The following is an 18,809-nucleotide window of genomic DNA, read 5'->3' on the forward strand; positions in this document are numbered from 1 at the left end:
GATTCTGAGGTACCCGTGTGCTTCAGACATGGGTAGGCTCGCCGAGGAATCGCTGCGGCAAGTAGGCCTGCGGGGCCAGGGGCGAGGTTTCGTTGAACAGCTGTGCCACCAACAGGTCGGCGGTGGCGGGCGCGGTCGTTACGCCCAACCCTTCGTGCCCGACCGCCAGCCACAGGCCCTTGCGTTGCGGATGCTGGCCCACCAGTGGCAGGCCATCGGGGCTGGCGGCGCGAAAGCCGGTCCAGGCGCGGATGCCGTTGAGCTGGGCCAGCCCCGGTAGATAGTCGATGGCGCGCTTGAGCATCTTCGCCAGCATCCAGCCTTCGACCTGTGGGTCGACGGTGCCGAACTGCCGGGAGGCGCCGATGAACAGTTGGCCGGTCGGCCGGGGCTGGATGTTGCACGCCACCGAAGGGCCGCTGGCCGTGTGGGCGCTGGTGACGTAGCCCAGTTCCACCAGCGTGTGGGACACGCGGTTGGGGCAGCGATCGGTGATCAGCAGGTGGCCTTTCTTCGGCTCGATGGGCAGTTCCGGGCACAGTTGCGTGGCCTGGATGCCATTGGCGAGGACCACCGCTTCGGCGCTCAACCAGCGTCCGTCGGCGAGGCGCACGCGGTGGCCATCGACTTCGCTGACCTGGGCGCGCTGTTGGCGAATGTTGGCGGTTTCGAGCATCCAGCGCGCGGCGGCCGGCGCATACAGGATCCCGTCACCTTTGATCAGCAACCCGCCTTCCAAGCCTTCGCGCAATTCAGGCTCGCGCTGGCGCAGTGCAGTGCGGCCGATCAATTCGCACGCCTCGCCGTGGGCCAGCAGGTTGAGGTACTTGCCGTCGGCCACCGCCATTTCCTCGGCATTGGCCGCTAGCCACAGGGTACCGTTGTTGCGCCAGGCGCAGGCAGCGGGCAGGGCGGGGGCCAGTTCGCGCCAACGTTGCAGGGAGTATTGGCTGAGGGCCAGTTCCGCTGGGTTGTCATCGAGCACCAGCAGGTGGCCCATGCCCGCCGCCGTGGCGCCATGCCAGCCGGCGTCCAGCACCAGCACCTGCAAGCCACGCTGGGCCAATGAGCGCGCGCAGGCGGCGCCGATGATGCCGGCGCCGATGACGATCACGTCGGCGACCGGGTGTTCGCTCACGAACGGATGCCCCAGGCGAACGGGTCGTCCGGCTCGATGATCAGCGTGCTTTCGGCGCTGATGTGCGCCCGGCCGCGAATGGTCGGCACGATGCGCTCGCCGGCGGGCTCATAAGACCCTTCGAACTCGCTGCCGATCACGCTGGCCTGGCGCCAGAGCTGGCCCGGTTGCAGTTTTCCATCCGCCGCCAGGCACGCCAGCTTGGCGCTGGTACCGGTGCCGCACGGGGAGCGGTCATAGGCCTTGCCGGGGCAGAGCACGAAGTTGCGGCTGTCGGCGCGAGGGTCGTCGGCGAACAGTTCGATGTGATTGATCAGGCCGCCGTCTTCGCCCCGGAAACCTTGCTGGTCCAGGGCCTGCTGGACGGCATAGGTGTAGGCGGTCAACCCGTCGAGGTTGTCGCTGGCCACCCGCTGGCCGTGGTCGGCCATCAGGAAGAACCAGTTGCCGCCCCAGGCCACGTCACCCACCACCGGGCCGATGCCGGGCACTTCCAGGCGCAGCGCTTTGCGGTAGCGGTAGGCCGGTACGTTGCGCACGCTGACCGAGCGATCTTCATGCAACGTGGCCTGGACGGTGCCCACCGGGGTCTCGATGCTGTGCACGCCGGGGCCGATCCTGCCCAGGTGCGCCAGCGACGCCACCAGGCCGATGGTGCCGTGGCCGCACATGCCCAGGTAGCCGCTGTTGTTGAAGAAGATCACCCCGGCACAGGCGTTCGGGTCCACCGGTTCACACAACAACGCCCCCACCAGCACATCGCTGCCGCGCGGCTCCAGCACACAGGCGCTGCGCCAGGCATCGTGCTGCTCGGCCAGGCGCTGCCGGCGCTCGGCCATGCTGCCCCGGCCCAGGTCGGGAAAACCGCCGGTGACCAGGCGCGTTGGCTCGCCGCCGGTGTGGGAGTCGATCACGGTGATGCGTTTCATGAGGGCCGCGTCCGTTCAATGGATTGAACACAAGCGTCGCCTGCGGGGGTGGGTTCCGGCTTGATGGATTTATTCATGAGTGATGACGAAATCGGCACAGCACCTACTTGGACGGTGGGAGCGGGCTTGCCCGCGAAAGCGGGGTGTCGGTGATGGGGAGTTTGGATGGGCTGGTGTCTTCGCGAGCAAGTTCGCTCTCGCAAGAGGGTGGTGGGTTGTCAGGGGGCATTGCCTGGGCCGCTGTGGGAGCTGGGCTCCCACAGGGTTGGGTTCACTCAGGCGGTGAAGTCGCTGGCGTGCAGTTCCTTGACGCCGACAAGTTCGAACTCGAACTCGGGAGTGGCGTCGGCGTTGGTGCTGCCGGAGAGGATGCCGTCGGCAAAGCGCAGTTGGCCGGTGGCGTTGGTGGGGTCGAAGGCGTTGCTGCCGATGAAGGTGAAGGCGTCGATCGTCGCCGTCAGCGGGTTGGCGTCCAGGCCGGTGAGGTCCAGGTGATCGCCCTCGGCCGTCTTGAAGCCGTTGATCACATCGCGCAGTGCCCCGACGCCCATGTCCGACAGCGCGGCGAAGACGTACGTGTCTGCGCCGGTGCCGCCGGTGAGGTTGTCGGTGCCGGCGCCGCCGATCAGCCGATCGTCGCCCGAACCGCCCACCAGGGTGTCGTTGCCGGCACCGCCGTTGAGGATGTTCCCGGCGCTGTTGCCCGACAGCGTATCGGCGTAGGCACTGCCCGTCAGGTTCTCGATGAACTTCAGGGTGTCGAGCCCGGAGCCCTGCGTGTCCTGTTGCGCGGAGGTCGAGAGGTTGACTGTCACGCCGGCCTGGGCGCGCTCGTACGACACCGTGTCATTGCCGTCGCGCCCGTCCAGCACGTTGTTGCCGGCGCCGGCGAACAGCGTGTTGTCCAAAGCGTTGCCGGTAGCGTTGGCGGCTGCCGCGCTGTCGATGTAGAGGTTCTCGACGTTGTTGCCCAGGGTGTAGCTCGCCAGGCTGCTGTGCACGCTGTCGATCCCGCCGGACGCGGCACTGTTGGTTTCGATCACGGTGTCGCTGGCGTTGTCGACGTAGTAGGTGTCGTTGCCATCGCCACCGCTCATGCTGTCGGCCCCGGTCGCGCCGTCGAGCACGTTATGGGCGGCGTTGCCGGTGATGAAGTTGCGCCGCTCGTTGCCGGTGCCGTCGATGTCCGAGACGCCGGTGAGCACCAGGTTTTCGAGGTTGGCGCCCAGGGTCCAACTGACCGAGGCCTTCACCGTGTCGATCTGCGAGGCCGAGGTGTTGGTTTCGATCACGCTGTCGAACGCGTTGTCGACCACGTAGATGTCGTTGCCATCCCCGCCGGTGAGGGTGTCGGCGCCCAGGTCTCCGTCCAGGGTGTCGTTGCCCGAGCTGCCCACCAGGGTATCGGCCTGGTCGGTCCCGGAGATCATCCCGCCTTCGTTCTGCGCGCCGTCGAAGATGGCCTGCACGCTGTTGTTGTCGTTGGGGTTGCCGTGGAAACCCAGGTCATCGGCGATGTAGTCGGCCAGGCGCTGGCCGACGATTTCCGCCGACTCCTCGTGCAAGTGCCAGACGTCATCGGGGTACACCAGCGGATCGACTTCATAACGCAAGGGCAGGTCGGTGTAGTCCACCGCCAGCTTGACGTCGGCGCGTTCGGTGGCGATGGCTTCCTGGACGGCGCGCACGTAGCCGACCCCGTCGACGATGGACGCGATCTTGTCTTCCGAATAGCCACGGGCCCGGGCCGCGTCCTGCTCGTAGTGACCGGTCTCCATCAGGTACACGTTGAAGTTGCCCAATTGCGCGTGCAGGTAGTCGAACACCTTCAAGGTTGCGGCCTTGTACGCTGCTGCCGCCGCTGTCTTGTCCGTGGCACGGGCGATTTCCTGGGCGGCTTCCTCGCCTTGGCCCCAGATAATGCCCATGGTGACGTTGTCGATCGATTGCAGTTCGCTGAGCTGGTCGCGTAGCAAGGTGACCGCACGCAACAGCGCAGGACCGGGCTGGTTGGTGTCGGTCAGCCACCAGCACAGCTTCAGTTCCTCGGCGCCGAGGGTCGAGAGGCCGTTGACCGTGCTGCCGCCGACGGCAATGTCGATCCCGTTGCCATCGGCATCGGTGAACTGGCTGCGCACGTCGTAGGAGGTGTAGCGGTCCAGGTCCTTGACCAGCATCGAAGTGCCGGACTGGTCGTCGTCCTCGGTCATGCGCAGCAGCCGCGCGTTGGACTGGCCGAGAGTCGGCAGGTACAGGATGTCTTGCTGGGCGCGTTCGCCGAAGACGAAATCACTGGCGGTCAGGGTGTTGAGGTAGTTGCCGTTGAGGGCGATTTCGAAGCGATTGCCATCGGCGTCGGCCTCGGCGGACTTGACGTAGGTCTTGTCGCCGGCCTCGTTCAGGGTCATGTACAGCGTGCTGTTGCTGCCATCGCCCAGGCCGAGGAAACCCAGGCTCGACACGTCGATCTTGTCGACCCCGACGGTGAAATCATAGATCGTGTCGGTGGCCGTGACGCCGCCGGTGTCGTAGTCGCGGTAGCTGTCGAGCACATTGGTGTAGCGGAACGTATCGGCCCCGTCGCCACCGTACAGCGAGTCGCGTCCGGCACCACCATCGACGATGTCGGCGCCGGTGCCGGCCTTGATCGTGTCGTTGCCGCCCAGGCCGAGGATCAGGTCGGCGGCCGCCGTGCCGTTGAGGGTTTCGGCGTTGTTGGTGCCGGTGATGGTGCTGGCCGGTGCGTCGGCCACGGCGAGGGCAAAGCTGTCGCTGACCGAAGCCCCGGACGGATCGGTGGCCTTGACCAGGACGTTGTAGGTGCCGGACGCGGTGTTGGTCGGCGTGCCGGTGAAGCTCAGGCTGCTGGCATTGAAATGCAGCCAGGTGGGCAGGGCGCTGCCGTCGGCCAGGGTCGCGGTGTAGGTCAGCAGGTCCTGGTTGGCGTCGGTGAAGCTGTCGTGGGCCACGGTGTAGCTGAACGGCGAGTTCTCCGTGGCGTTCTGGTCGAGCAGCGCGATGGTGACCACCGGCGCCACGTTGCTGGGCGTGTTCTGGTCGGCGAAGACAAAGTGACTGGCCGTCAGGCTGCTCACCAGGTTGCCCGCCAACGACACCTCGAAGCGGTTGCCGTTGGCGTCGACGGTGAGGTCCTTGAGGTAGGTGCGGTTGGTCGAGGCGCTGTAGGTCACTTGCAGCGTGCCGTTCAGACCGTTGCCCAAGCCGGTGTAGCCAAGCGCCGAGACGTCGATCTTGTCGGCCGCCACATCGAAGTCGAGGATCTGGTCGCTGGCGCTGGTAGAGCCGGTGCGGTAGCTGTCGAGCTTGGAGGTGTAGCGGAACACATCGGCGCCGGCGCCGCCGGTGAGTTTGTCGACGCCGGTGCCGCCCACCAGGATGTCGTTGCCGGCGCCACCGTTGAGGGTGTCGTTACCCGCACCGCCGAACAGTTGCTCGTTGGCCGCGGTGCCCGTCAGGGTGTCGTTGTTCGGTGTGCCGTTGATCACCGTCGGGGCGGCGGGCACGTCCTGTACGGCGAGGGTGAACGTGTCGCTGATCGCCGCGTTGCTGCCATCGGTCGCGGTGACCTGGATGGCGTAGGTACCGGACGCCGTGTCGCTGGGGGTGCCGCTGAATGTCCGGGTGACGGCGTCGAAGGTCAGCCAATTGGGCAGGGCGCTGCCATCGGCCAGCTTGGCGGTGTAGCTCAGGCTGTCGTTGTCCGGGTCGGTGAAGCTGGTGGCCGGCACCACGTAGCTGAACGCGGTGTTTTCGGTGGCGCTCTGATCCAGCAGCGGCGTGGCCAGCACTGGAGCCTGGTTGGTCGGCGACGCGTTGGCAAAGACGAAGTTGGCGCTGGTCAGCGTGTTGAGGTAATTGCCGTCCAGCGCCACTTCGAAGCGGTTGCCGTCGGCATCGGCCGTCAAAGACTTGATGTAGGTCTTGGTGCCGGCACTGTTGAGCACCAGGTACACGGTGTTGTTCTTGCCATCGCCCAGGCCGGTGAACCCCAGGGCGGACAGGTCGATCTTGTCGGCCGCCACGTTGAAGTCGGTGATCAGGTCGCCCAGGTTGGCCCCGCCGGTGTTGTAGTTGCGGTAGCTGTCCAGGCGATTGGAGAACACGAAGGTGTCGGCCCCGGCCCCGCCGGTGAGGGTGTCCATGCCGGCGCCGCCGTCGAGCTTGTCGTCACCCGCGCCGCCGCTGAGGCTGTCGTTGCCGGCCAGGCCGAGCAGCGTGTCGGCTGACTCGCTGCCCAACAACGAGTCGCTGCCGCTGGTGCCGGTGACGACTCGGTTGAAGATGAAATTGCTGGCGGTCAGGGTGCTGGCAAGGTTGCCCGACAGGATCAGCTCGAAGCGGTTGCCACTGGCGTCGGCGTCGAAGTCCTTGATGTAGGTGCGGTCGTTACTGGCGCTGTAGCTGATCTGCAGGGTGCCGCCACGGCCGTTGCCCAGTCCGGTGAAACCAAGGCCGGCGAGGTCGATCTTGTCCTGGGTGACGTCGAAGTCGGTGATGGTGTCGTCGAAACTGGTGGTCGCGTTGCGGTAGCTGTCGGATTGGGCGACGAAGCGGAAGGTGTCGGCGCCGGTGCCGCCGGTGAGCTTGTCGACGCCGGCACCGCCCACCAGGATGTCGCTGCCGGCCGCGCCGTTGATGATGTCATTGCCCGCGCCGCCGTAGAAAATCTCGCTGGCGGAGGTGCCCTGCAAGGTGTCGTTGCCCGCCGTGCCTTGTACGGTGGTCATCGGAACCGTGGCGCTGACGTAGCTGCCATCGCCATAGACCAGCGTGGCCCCCTTGCTGGTGTGGCTGATGGTGTTGGCGATGATGGCGTTGCGATCGGTGCCGTCTTCGTTGCGCTCGGCAACGCCGTAGGTCGACTGATTGCTACCGCTGATGAGGTTGCCCTGGATGGTGTTGTCGCTGCCGTTGAAATATTTGCCGGACACACCCTGGGTGTCGTCGTAGGACTGGATGATGATTTCCGGTACCGGGCTGCCCAGGGAGTTGTTGTTGAGCGTGTTGTCGGTGATCTCGACGTGGTTGCTGCCGTAGATGCGCACCCCGGCGCTGGCATTGTCGTGGATGTCGACGCCGCTGACGCTGACATCGCTCGACAGTTTGACCAGCACGCCTTCGGCGCCATTGCCGTAGACCTCGCCCCCGGTGATGGTGATGTTGCTCGGGGAGGGGATGTTCTCGCTGCCGCGCTGCACCACGATGCCGTTGCCGCCGTTGTTGTAGGCGACGTTGTTGGTCAGGGTGAAGTCATGGGTGCTGGTGACGACGTTGAAGCCGTGGCGGTCGTTGTCGTAGGCGACGTTGTTCTCGAAGGTGCTGTCGCTGAGGAAGTCCGCAACGAAGCCGTCCAGGCCGTTGCCGTGGGACACGCTGTTCTTGATGACCATGTTGACGGTCTGCTCGTGGGGGTCGAAACCGTACCCGGAGCAATCCTTGATCTCGACGCTGTCGAGGGTGACGTTGGAGTCGTAGCCTTCCTGGCCTGGAATGTAGCCGTTGAACCAGCCGTCGATCTTGCCGGTGGTGTGGTCGCGGTTACCGTCGATGGTGAGGTTGCTGACGCCGAAGTCGTGGGTTTCCTCGCCATAGGCGGAGCGGATGACCCCGGTGATCTTGGTGTCGGAGCCGTCGGCCACCTTGACGGTGGTCTCGCCCATGCCGTCGCCGTACAGGTAGACATTGCTCTTGAGCATCACGCAGCCGTCGGAAGGTTCCTCGCCGCCGGAGACAATGTAGGTGCCGGTGGGCATGTACACCTGCCCACCCCCGGCGGCGGCCGCCGCATCAATCGCACTTTGTATCGCCGCCGTGTCGTCAGTGATGCCATCTCCTTTGGCGCCAAAATTTTGTACGTTGAAAATCATGAGCTTATCTCCGTATCAGGCTAAAAACCTCGTTAGGAGCCAATATTCCATCGGCGACCACCGAGTTAAGACCCAACGGAGCGCGAAAGTTGTGACCGCGCATCGGGCAAGTGTCAAAAACCTGGACTAACTGATCAACGGTCGGAACTCGAAAAACGACGTGTAACGTTTTGTTGACGCTTGGGCGTGATTTTGGGGTGTGGCTGCTGGCCCATTCGCGGGCAAGCCCGCTCCCACAGGGTGATCGGTTGTGAGCACAGATTGAGTGTTCGGTCCCAATGCATTTAAGCGAGCCTGCTCACTCCCAAAGCGCACCGCAGCGATTGCGGTTTACTTGATTGGCATCAACCACCCCCCACGTCCCACGCGGTAGCCTGCAATAAACCATCGAGCGCATCCGAGGGGCCGCATGAGTTATCCGCTGTTTCTGACCTTGCACCTGTTCGCCGCGCTGGTGTTCATCGGCACGGTGTTTTTCGAAGTGCTGTTTCTCGAAAGCATTCGCAAGCAACTGCCCGTCAAGGTCATGGTTCTGCTGGAGCAGGGCATCAGCCGGCGCGCGCGGCAGTTGATGCCCTGGGTGTTGCTGGTGCTGTTCGGCGCGGGGGCCGCGATGGTCTGGTTGCGCTACTGGCCGGCGCTGATGTCGCCCTTGCAGTCGTCCTTCGGCTTGCTGCTGGGTTTGAAGATCCTGCTGGCCGGCAGCGTGCTGGGGCATTTTCTCTGGGCGATGTGGCTGTTCCGGCGCGGGCGGATGAATGCCCGCTACGTGCACATCATCCACACCAGCGTGTTCCTGCACATGGTGACGATCGTGCTGCTGGCCAAGGGCATGTTCTACATCGGCTGGTAGGCGCGGCGCCTTGGTTTCCAGGCGCTTGATACAAGTCAAGGTGGCCGGCCGGGTTACAGCGGACACTGTGCTCGCGCCGCCATTCGGAGATTGCCATGTTCGATTTGTTCAATACCCTCGGTGAGCGACCCTCGGGACGTGCCCCAGTGGTGGCAGATTTCGACTGTCCGGTCGCTACACGAAAATTCCACGCCGGCATCGGTTCGCTCGACCTGCTCAGGGGGCTGCGCAACAGCCGCCAGAAACGTCGGCCGCTGTCTCTGGCCGTGCACCTGCCGTCGCGCTTGCGCCTGGCCTCGTGTTCACCCCTGGCCCACGACTGTCGCTGCGGCGAAATCGACGGCTACCTGCAACGCCTGACGTACGAGATGGGGCTGGTGGGTTGCCATCTGGGCGCAGGACGACGGGTCGAGGCGTTCTGCCTGACCGGCGGTACTCCGGTCATCGCCCATCTGCAACGGCTGATGGGCGACCTGCGCAAGCGCTTTGACTTTTGCGAGTACGACAGCGGCGACCACAGTATCGAGGTGGACTTGCACCACACGGACTGGTCGACCATGGGCCTGATCCGTGACCAGGGTTTCACCCATGTCAGCATCGGTGTGCCCGACATTGGCGTCGACAGCGAGCTGTCCGTCGACTGCTACCAGAACCCGGCACCGATCCATTCGCTGATCGATGCGGCGCGCACCTTCGGTTTTCGGTCCATCAACATTGACCTCGGTTACGGCCATGCCTGGCAAACGCCGCAAAGCTTTGCGTTGAAGCTGGCGACGCTGATCGAGCTGGAGCCGGACCGGCTGCACGTCTTTGACTATGGCCGCGCGCCGTATCGTTATCGCTCGAAAAGCACCGGCGTGGCCGGCGCCTATTGCAGCCCGGCCGATAAGGACGCCATGCGCCGCATCTGTTGCGAGCAACTGATCGGCGCCGGTTATCACTACATCGGCCTGGGTCAGTTCGTGCGGGCCGACGATGACCTGGCGGTGGCCCAGGAGCATGGACGCCTGCATCGCAATTGCCTGGGGTTCACCCGCCATGGCTGTTGCGATCACGTGGGGTTCGGGTTGTCGGCGGTCACGCAGATCGAGCATCTGTACGTGCAGAACACCGACAACCTGTTGCATTACTGCCAGCAGTTGGACGCCGGGCAACTGCCGGTGTATCGCGGCTGGCGCTGTGAGGCGCAGGATCAGGTCAAGGCGACCGTGACCGAGCAACTGGCCTGCGACCTGGAGCTGGATATCCCGGCCATCGAAACACGTTTTGGCCTGGTGTTTCGCGAGTACTTCGCGTCCATCTGGCCGTTGCTGGAGGCGTTGCACGACAAGGGATTGATCGAACTGACCAGCCGTTTTATCGGCATCCTGCCTGCCGGGCGCCTGAATGTGGACGCGATCTGCAATCTGTTCGACCCGGATCCGAATGACGCGGGCCTACACGCCCTGGAAAAGTTGAATCCTTCATGAACGCCGTATCCGGTTTCAATCGTGCCCTGGTGGAAAAATACGACCGCCCGGGGCCGCGCTACACCTCCTATCCAACCGCCCCGCAGTTTCACCAGGCGTTTGCCATGGACGAATACCGCCAGGCCGCCCAGCGCAGCAACCAGGCGCCGCAGCCCAAGGCGTTGTCGGTGTATATCCATATCCCGTTCTGCCAGAGCCTTTGCTATTACTGCGCCTGCCACAAGATCATCACCCGCAAGACCCCTCGCGCGGCCGAGTACCTGACCTACCTCAAGCGCGAAATTGCCCTCCAGGCCGCGCTGTTCGATCGCTCGCGCAAGCTGACCCAATTGCATCTGGGCGGGGGCACGCCGACGTACCTGACCCACGAGCAACTGGCGGACCTGATGGACTGCCTGCACCAATCGTTCGACATGGACGACAGCGATGCCCATGAGTTCTCCATCGAAGTCGACCCCCGTACGATCGATGCCGGGCAGGTCCTGGGCCTGCGGCAGTTGGGCTTCAATCGGCTGAGCTTTGGCGTGCAGGACTTCGACGCCCAGGTGCAGGTCGCGGTCAACCGGGTGCAAAGCGAGGCACAAGTGGCCGAGCTGGTAGAGGCGGCGCGAGCCGCACGCTTCAAGTCGGTCAGCGTCGACCTGATCTACGGCCTGCCGTTGCAGACCATCGCCAGTTTCGACGTGACCTTGAGCAAGATCATCGCCCTGCGCCCCGACCGTATCGCCGCCTACAGCTACGCTCATCTGCCCAGCCGGGTGCGTGCCCAGCGGATGATCCGTCCTGAAGACATGCCCCCGCCCGAGCGCAAGCTGCAATTGCTGGAGTTGACCATCAACCGCTTGACCGAGGCCGGGTATGTCTACATCGGCATGGACCATTTCGCCCTGCCGGACGACGAACTGGTACTCGCCCGCGCCCGGGGTTCGCTGCAGCGCAACTTCCAGGGTTACTCCACCCATGCCGATTGCGACTTGATTGGTCTGGGGGTGTCGTCGATCGGCAAGGTGGGGGATAGCTACAACCAGAACGTCAAGGAACTCTCCCAGTATTACGCGCGCCTGGACCAGGGCATGCTGGCGGTGCAGAGGGGCTACCGACTGAGCGCTGACGACCTTCTGCGGCGCGAGATCATCAGTGAACTGATGTGCCACGGACGCATCGCCTTCGCCCGGATCGAGGCGGCACACGGCATTTGTTTCAACACCTACTTCGCCGAGGCCCTGGCCGCGCTCCAGGAACTGGTCGGCGACGGCTTGCTGGAAATCCACCACGACGCCCTGATACTGCTGCCCCAGGGGCAATTGATGATGCGCAACGTGGCCATGGCGTTCGATGCCTACCTGGGCGCGGATCGAACGGTCCAGTACTCGCGCACGGTGTAATCGCGCGGCACAGACCTGTGGTCAAGCATGTGCGGAGCAGACCAACCCGGTCCACCCCCGCTTTTCTGTGGCGAGGGAGCTTGCTCCCGCTGGGCCGCGAAGCGGCCCCCTTGGATTTTGATGCAGTCATTCAGATAGCGCGCGGGGCCAGCACTTTTGGGTCTGCTGCGCAGCCCAGCGGGAGCAAGCTCCCTCGCCACGGGTGACGCAGGGTACGGACCTGTGGCTAGGGGATTTTGCGGAGCAGACCAACCCGGTCCGCCCCTCAAAGCCTGCCGCCCCCCGCTTTTCCGTGGCGAGGGAGCTTGCTCCCGCTGGGTCGCGAAGCGGCCCCCTTGGGTTTTGATGCAGTCAATCAGATAGCGCGCGGGGCGAGCACTTCTGGGTCTGCTGCGCAGCCCAGCGGGAGCAAGCTCCCTCGCCACGGGTGACGCCCAGCTTTCTGTGGCGAGGAACTGGTCACCGGGTTGATGTGCCGGGTTGCAAGGCTCGGCCCAGGAATGGGGCGGTGCGGCTTTCCTGGCATTGGGCGACTTTGGCCGGTGTGCCGCACACCACGACGTTCCCGCCCTGGGTCCCGGCGCCGGGGCCGATATCGATGACCCAGTCGCTTTGCGCCACGACGCGCATGTCGTGTTCCACCACGACCACCGTGTGGCCCTCATCCACCAGACGATTGAGTTGCACCAGCAAGCGGTCCACGTCCTGGGGGTGCAAGCCGTTGGTGGGTTCGTCCAGCACGTACAAGGTGGCGCCCCGGGCCTTGCGTTGCAGTTCCGTCGCCAGTTTGATGCGCTGCGCCTCGCCGCCGGACAGTTCCGTGGCCGGCTGGCCCAGGCGCAAGTAGCCCAGGCCGATGTCCTGCAACACTTGCAAGGTGCGCCGCGCCGCTGCTTGTTCGGCGAACACGTCGAGGGCCTGGTTCACGGTCAGTTGCAGCACCTGGGAAATGTCCAGGCCTTGCCAGCTGACTTCCAGGGTCTGCGGGTTGTAGCGCGCCCCGTGGCAAGTGGGGCAGGGGGCGTACACGCTGGGCATGAACAGCAATTCGACGCTGACGAAACCTTCGCCCTCGCAGGTCTCGCAGCGGCCCTTGGCGACGTTGAAGGAAAACCGCCCGGCATCGAACCCCAGCGCCTGGGCCTGTTGCGTGGCCGCGAACAGTTTGCGCACGTGATCGAACAGCCCGGTGTAGGTGGCGAGGTTGGAGCGCGGCGTACGGCCGATGGGTTTCTGGTCTACCTGAACCAGCCGCTTGATCCCTTCGAGCCCGGCGGTCACATGCCCGCCGCTGGTTTGCACGGGTTCGTCCTCCAGGCTCTGTTCCTCGGGTTCGGCGTTGGCGCTGGCCTGGCCCAGGTGGGCGCCCACCAGGTCCAGCAGGGCCTGGCTCACCAGGCTGGATTTGCCGGAGCCGGAGATGCCGGTCACCGCCGTGAAGCAGCCCAAGGGAAAGGCGGCGCTCAGGTTGTCGAGATTATTGCGGGTGATGCCCTCCAGGCGCAGCCAGTCCTTGGGTGGCCGAGGGGCACGGGGGCTCGCGGTGTCTTCGGCAAAGAGGTAGGCGCGGGTCCGCGAGGCCTGCACCTGCCCAAGCCCCTGGGGCGGGCCGCTGTAGAGGATGTTGCCGCCTTGTTCGCCGGCGTCGGGGCCGACGTCGATGAGCCAGTCGGCGCGGCGCATGGTGTCCAGGTCGTGCTCGACCACAAACACCGAGTTGCCGGCGGCCTTGAGCCGTTGCAGGGCATCGAACAGCGCCTCGCTGTCGGCCGGGTGCAAGCCCGCGGAAGGCTCGTCGAGCACGTAGATCACCCCGAACAGCTGGGAATTGAGCTGGGTTGCCAGGCGCAGGCGTTGCAGCTCGCCGGAGGACAGCGTCGGCGTGCTGCGTTCCAGGGCCAGGTAGCCGAGGCCCAGGTCGATGAGCGTGACGATCCGCTCCAGCAACTCGGCGGCGATGCGCTGGGCCGCCAGGCGTTTTTCCAGGGACAGGTTGTGGGTGTGTCGTGCGTCCGGTCCTCCGGCGTGCGGGTTATCGCCCCGGGCGGCGCGTTGCTCGCGGGCGGCCCGGGTCTGCTGATGGGTGAGCACCGCGCCCGGTTCTTCGGCTTGTTCGAGGTAGTCGGGGGCCAGGACGCCCTTGAGCACCTCGGCCAGTTCCAGCAATGGCAGGTGCGACAGTTCGGCGATGTCTCGGCCGGCAAAGGACACCGTCAGCGCCTGGCGCTTGAGGCGCTTGCCTTCGCACATGGGGCAGGGGCTGGCGCGCATGTATTGGGCCACGCGTTTGCGCATCTGCGCGCTTTGCGAATGCATGAAGGTGTGCAGCAGGTAGCGCCGGGCGCCGCTGAAGGTGCCCTGGTAGCTGGGTTCGAGCTTGCGTTTGAGGGCGGCGCGGGTCTGGGCCGGGGTGAGCCCGGCGTACACCGGGACCGTGGGGGTTTCTTCGGTGAAGAGAATCCAGTCGCGTTGCTTTTTCGGCAGGTCCCGCCAGGGCACATCGACGTCATAGCCCAGCGTGACGAGGATGTCGCGCAGGTTCTGCCCCTGCCAGGCCATGGGCCAGGCGGCCACGGCCCGCTCGCGGATGGTCAGCGAAGGGTCCGGCACCATGGACGCTTCCGTCACCTCATAGACCCGGCCCAGGCCATGGCACTCCGGGCAGGCACCCTGGGGCGTGTTGGGGGAGAAGTCCTCGGCATAGAGCATCGGTTGATCGGCCGGGTAGCTGCCGGCACGGGAATAGAGCATGCGGATCAGGCTCGACAGGGTGGTGACGCTGCCTACCGAAGAACGGGCGCTGGGCGTGCCGCGCTGTTGTTGCAGGGCCACGGCCGGTGGCAGGCCTTCGATGCTGTCCACGTCCGGCACGCCCACCTGGTCGATCAGGCGCCGCGCATACGGCGCGACGGATTCGAAGTAGCGGCGCTGGGCCTCGGCGTAGAGCGTGGAGAAGGCCAGCGACGATTTACCGGAGCCCGACACACCGGTGAACACCACCAGGGCATCGCGTGGAATGTCGACGTCGACGTTCTTGAGGTTGTGTTCGCGGGCGCCGCGCACCCGGACACAACCGGCGCTTTCGGGCAAGGACGAGGGGGAGGCGGGGCCGGAGCGGGAGGGCATGGAATTTCCTTGTGTGCGTCTGCTTGAGGCGTCGTGGCTTTCGGGGCTTTTGTGACGTGGCGTGATGGATCGGCTGAAGAATGCAACCTGAGTCACAGCCCTGACAATAATGCGACCGGGTTCAACCGTTCTCGTGCGATAAAAATTTACTCGGGCCCCGGGAGATGAGAAAAGCATTTTCAGTTTTCCCAGGATACGGACCTCCCATGCCTCGATCGAAGCTTCTGACTCAACTGTTTGTTGCCCTGCTGGCCGCCGCGGCGCTGTGGTACATGTGGACGATCACCAGCGCCAAGCTGGATTGGGGCGGCGACAGCCCAGGCCGGCAAGACGTGGGCGCCGTGAAAGACACCCGCCAGCGGGCGATGAGCCAGTATTGCACGGGCGTGGTCGCGACCCCGAAAGGCACCTGGCTGGTCGGGCGCCTGGAAGGCGATGCGCAAATGTTGGAGCCTGCGGCCGAGGTCGTGAACCTGGACACCGTGGTCTACGGCAAACCGAAGGAGACCGAGGCCGCGCAGGACGCTAGCGCCTTCAGCGTTTTCTTGGCGCGGGAGACAGAAATCTCATTCATCTCACGGCTCGACGCCCAGGGGCAGTTCCAACTGGTAGCCCATGTCAGCGGCGCCGCGTGCCTGGTCGCCAGTCCCGATGGCGCCAGCCTGTTCCTGCTCACCGGCCTGGACCGACCCGACGCGTGGACCACTGACGGTCCGCGGCAGACGGTTGTCCTGCGCAGCGATGACCAGGGCAAGCAGTGGACAGGGTTGAAGCAAGGCTTCTTCGCCGAGGCCGATCAGGTGGCCTGGAGCCTCGATCCTTATTTTCACGGATCGGATGAAGTGTGGGCCTGGGGCTCGTTGAGCGCGATGGACGCAGAGGTGCCCGGTGGCATCGCTACCGGCGTGTTCTATTCGGCCGATCGCGGCGCAACCAGCACCCCGATCGTCACCGCCGAATCGCTGCTGGTGACCGCCCAGTACGCCCATGACCAGCGACCTGACATCGTGCAGTGGCACACCGACTCGGAGGATCGGGGCGAAATCCGTGGTCACGTCATTCAGGTCGATGGGCAGCGCGCGTTCATCTGGTTGTCCCAACGTTTTTGGGGCAGTCATCCGGATGGCAAAAGCGACAACGTCGCGGTCAATGTCACGACGCGGGCCGAGTTGCAACGCCAGGCCGGGAAGTGGCAGATGGTGGCCAGGCAGCGTGACGACAACCTGTTTATCGATGCACTGGCGCAGAACGAGGCCGGGCGGGTGTTTGGCCTGATCGACCAGGGGCATCAGGGCCAGGACGTCCTAGCCGAGTTGGACACCGGCACACTGAACTGGCGCCCCACGGGCGAGTTGCCCAGCGTGTTTGCGCCCCTGGCCTCGGACAGCCGCTTGCGCGGCGATGGCTTTTGGGTCGGGCAAAACACCTTGCTGATCAACACCAGCAGCGAGCATCACCCACCGCGTTGGCTCTACTGGTGGTCGGACGCCAGCATTTCCGCGGACGGGGTGTTTTACTCCACGGACTGGGGCGGTTCCTGGCACAAGCTGAATGTGGACGGCTACCTGGGGGTGCTGGGTTTCCAGCCGGGCCAGGATCGAGTGTTCTGGGCCAAGGGCAATTGGTACGACAACAATGACCTGGGGATTTATGCCTATGGGTTGCATTGAGGGGGCTTGCTCGCTGTAGGGGATGGGCCTGGTGCACTGGGGGGCTTCGCACGCAGGCTTCCGACAGCGCTTTTGTAGCAAGTTGATTTCAATCAAGGGCCAAAAAAAGGTTGGCCCCTAGGATGTTCGCCAAGATCCTGTCTTAAGCCCTGGCGTCCATGACCCCTTCCTTTGCGATGCTGCACCTGTTCCGCCACTGGCTGGGTGGCCTGTTGGTTTTCCTGCTGTTGTTCGCGGGCCTCGCCCAGGCCAAGGACTACGGGGACATCCAGCAGCAGCGCATCCACCATGTGCTGGGCCAGAGCGACGCGATCTCCGAGCCTGAAGGCCCCTACAAGGTGCGCACGCTGTCGGCGGCGGGCAAGGTCGTGGGCTACGTGTTCCAAAGCCTCGACGTGGTGGACATCCCGGCCTATTCGGGCAAGCCAATCAACGTGCAGGTCATCCTCGACCCGGCCGGTGTGATCCTCGACGCTTACGTGCTCGAACACCATGAGCCGATCCTGTTGATCGGCATCGCCGAAGAAAAACTCCACGCCTTCAGCGCGCGTTACAGCGGCGTCAAGGTCAGCCAGCGAGTGGTGGTGGGGCACTCCAGTGACCCGAATGCGGTGACGGTGGATGCCATTGCCGGCGCCACCGTGACGGCGATGGTGGTCAACGAGGTGATCATGCGCGCCGCCCACGATGTCGCGGTTGCCCTGGGGTTGGTCAAGGGCAACGCCGGGTTGACGGTGGCACCGGCCCGCGTGCGTGAGGACAACTTCGAACCCGCCGACTGGGCGACGCTGACCGGCAGCGGCGCGGTGCGTCGCCTGCACCTGACGCGGGGCCAGGTCGACGCCTCGTTCAAGGGCACCGAGGCCGAGCAGGTGGAAGTCGCCAGCGCCGAGCAGGCCGACGACACCTTCATCGACTTGTACGTGACCCACCTCAACCCGCCCACCATCGGCCGCAACCTCTTGGGCGAGGGCCCATACCGCACGCTGATGAGCGAACTCAAGCCGGGCGAGCAGGCCATCGCGGTCATGGGCAGCGGGCGCTACTCGTTCAAAGGGTCGGGTTATGTGCGCGGCGGGATTTTCGATCGGGTGGTGCTGCGCCAGTTCGGCGATACCATCAGCTTCCGCGACCTGGACTTCCAGCGCCTGGACGATGTCGCCGCCGACGACATGCCGGCCTTCGATGAAATGGCGATTTTCATCATCCGCGCCACCCATCGCTTCGACCCCGGCGCGCCCTGGAGCCTGGAGTTGCTGGTGCGCCGCCAGACCGGGCCGGTCAGCGGTACGTTCAGCAGCTTCGAGCTGGCCTATCAACTGCCCGAAGCCTACCTGGAACGGCCGTTGCCCAGCGCCGAACAACTGGCTGCGGCGCAGGAGGCCAGCCGGCCGATGTGGCTGACGCTGTGGTACCAGAAAAGTCTGGAGATCAGCCTGCTGGGGGCGGCGTTGCTGGTGCTGACCGTCATCCTGTTCTTCCAGGACGCCCTGGCCCGGCGGCCGACCCTGCTGCATTGGGTGCGCCGCGGCTACCTGGTGTTCACCGTGGTGTTTCTCGGCGGCTTCGCCCTGGCCCAATTGTCGGTGGTCAACGTGCTGACCTTCGTCCATGCCCTGTTCGAAGGCTTCCGCTGGGAGCTGTTCCTCACCGACCCGCTGATCTTCATCCTCTGGGTGTTCACCGCCGCCAGCATCCTGCTCTGGGGGCGTGGGGTGTTCTGCGGCTGGCTGTGCCCGTTCGGTGCGTTGCAGGAGTTGATCAACGAGCTGGCGCGCAAATTCAAGGTGCCCCAGTACGAACTGCCATTCGCGGTCCACGAACGGTTGTGGGCGCTCAAGTACATCATTTTGCTGGTGCTGTTCGGCGTTTCGCTGGAGTCGATGGCCACCGCTGAACGCCTGGCCGAAGTCGAGCCGTTCAAGACCGCCGTCACCCTGCGGTTCGACCGCCAGTGGTGGTTCGTGGCGTATGCCCTGGGCCTGCTGGTGGTCAACCTGTTCACGCGCAAAGTCTATTGCCGTTATGTCTGCCCGCTGGGCGCGGCCCTGGCGATGCCGACACGCCTGCGCCTGTTCGACTGGCTCAAGCGCCGCAAGGAGTGCGGCAACCCCTGCCAGTTGTGCGCCAAGGAATGCGAGATCCAGGCGATTCATCCCGACGGTCGCATCAACGCCAACGAGTGCCACTACTGCCTCGATTGCCAGATGACCTGGCACAACGAAAACAAATGCCCGCCGTTGATCAACAAGCGCAAGAAACGCGGCAAGGCCGCGGTGGCCGACCCCCAATTGATTCCCGTGGTGCAGGTGACCCCGGCGCCTTGAGGCACCTGGAAAAACCCGCCCCCT

General features: G+C 64.8%; 9 protein-coding genes. 5 read left to right on the forward strand and 4 right to left on the reverse strand.

Going from position 1 to position 18,809, the window contains the following annotated elements:
* Positions 1-22: 22 nt before the first annotated feature.
* From VM99_17795 to VM99_17805, 3 genes are all read right to left on the reverse strand, one after another.
* Entirely contained in the window at positions 23-1,138 is a 1,116-nt protein-coding gene (locus tag VM99_17795) for a D-amino acid oxidase (protein ID AKJ99831.1), read from the reverse strand.
* Positions 1,135-2,067, reverse strand: a complete 933-nt coding sequence (locus VM99_17800) for a hydroxyproline-2-epimerase (protein ID AKJ99832.1) — start codon at positions 2,065-2,067, stop codon at positions 1,135-1,137. Before VM99_17800 ends, VM99_17795 begins: the two co-directional genes overlap by 4 nt.
* Before the next feature lie 275 nt (positions 2,068-2,342).
* Positions 2,343-7,955 (reverse strand): mannuronan epimerase, encoded by a 5,613-nt coding sequence (locus tag VM99_17805; GenBank protein AKJ99833.1) that lies wholly within the window; start codon positions 7,953-7,955, stop codon positions 2,343-2,345.
* A gap of 409 nt (positions 7,956-8,364) precedes the next feature.
* Here VM99_17805 and VM99_17810 point away from each other — a divergent pair, with 409 nt between their 5' ends.
* The 3 genes from VM99_17810 to VM99_17820 all read left to right on the forward strand — a co-directional run bounded on the left by VM99_17810 (position 8,365) and on the right by VM99_17820 (position 11,662).
* Positions 8,365-8,808: a membrane protein gene (locus VM99_17810; GenBank protein ID AKJ99834.1), complete on the forward strand. Its 444-nt coding sequence runs from the start codon at positions 8,365-8,367 to the stop codon at positions 8,806-8,808.
* A gap of 95 nt (positions 8,809-8,903) precedes the next feature.
* Complete coding sequence (locus VM99_17815; protein ID AKJ99835.1) at positions 8,904-10,277, forward strand: coproporphyrinogen III oxidase; 1,374 nt, start codon at positions 8,904-8,906, stop codon at positions 10,275-10,277.
* Complete coding sequence (locus VM99_17820) at positions 10,274-11,662, forward strand: coproporphyrinogen III oxidase (protein AKJ99836.1); 1,389 nt, start codon at positions 10,274-10,276, stop codon at positions 11,660-11,662. The genes VM99_17815 and VM99_17820 overlap by 4 nt, the downstream gene beginning before the upstream one ends.
* A 459-nt stretch (positions 11,663-12,121) precedes the next feature.
* Here the strand turns inward: VM99_17820 and VM99_17825 are convergent, their stop codons facing one another.
* Positions 12,122-14,788 (reverse strand): excinuclease ABC subunit A, encoded by a 2,667-nt coding sequence (locus tag VM99_17825; protein ID AKJ99837.1) that lies wholly within the window; start codon positions 14,786-14,788, stop codon positions 12,122-12,124.
* A gap of 206 nt (positions 14,789-14,994) precedes the next feature.
* Between VM99_17825 and VM99_17830 the strand changes: the two genes are divergently transcribed.
* Both VM99_17830 and VM99_17835 read left to right on the forward strand, forming a co-directional pair.
* Positions 14,995-16,458, forward strand: coding sequence for a hypothetical protein (locus VM99_17830; protein ID AKJ99838.1), 1,464 nt, complete (start codon positions 14,995-14,997; stop codon positions 16,456-16,458).
* A 176-nt stretch (positions 16,459-16,634) separates the two neighbouring features.
* Complete coding sequence (locus tag VM99_17835; protein ID AKK01789.1) at positions 16,635-18,785, forward strand: ferredoxin; 2,151 nt, start codon at positions 16,635-16,637, stop codon at positions 18,783-18,785.
* The last annotated feature ends 24 nt before the right edge of the window (positions 18,786-18,809 follow it).

Origin of the sequence: Pseudomonas chlororaphis, from assembly GCA_001023535.1 — a bacterium.
Taxonomy (GTDB): domain Bacteria; phylum Pseudomonadota; class Gammaproteobacteria; order Pseudomonadales; family Pseudomonadaceae; genus Aquipseudomonas; species Aquipseudomonas chlororaphis_E.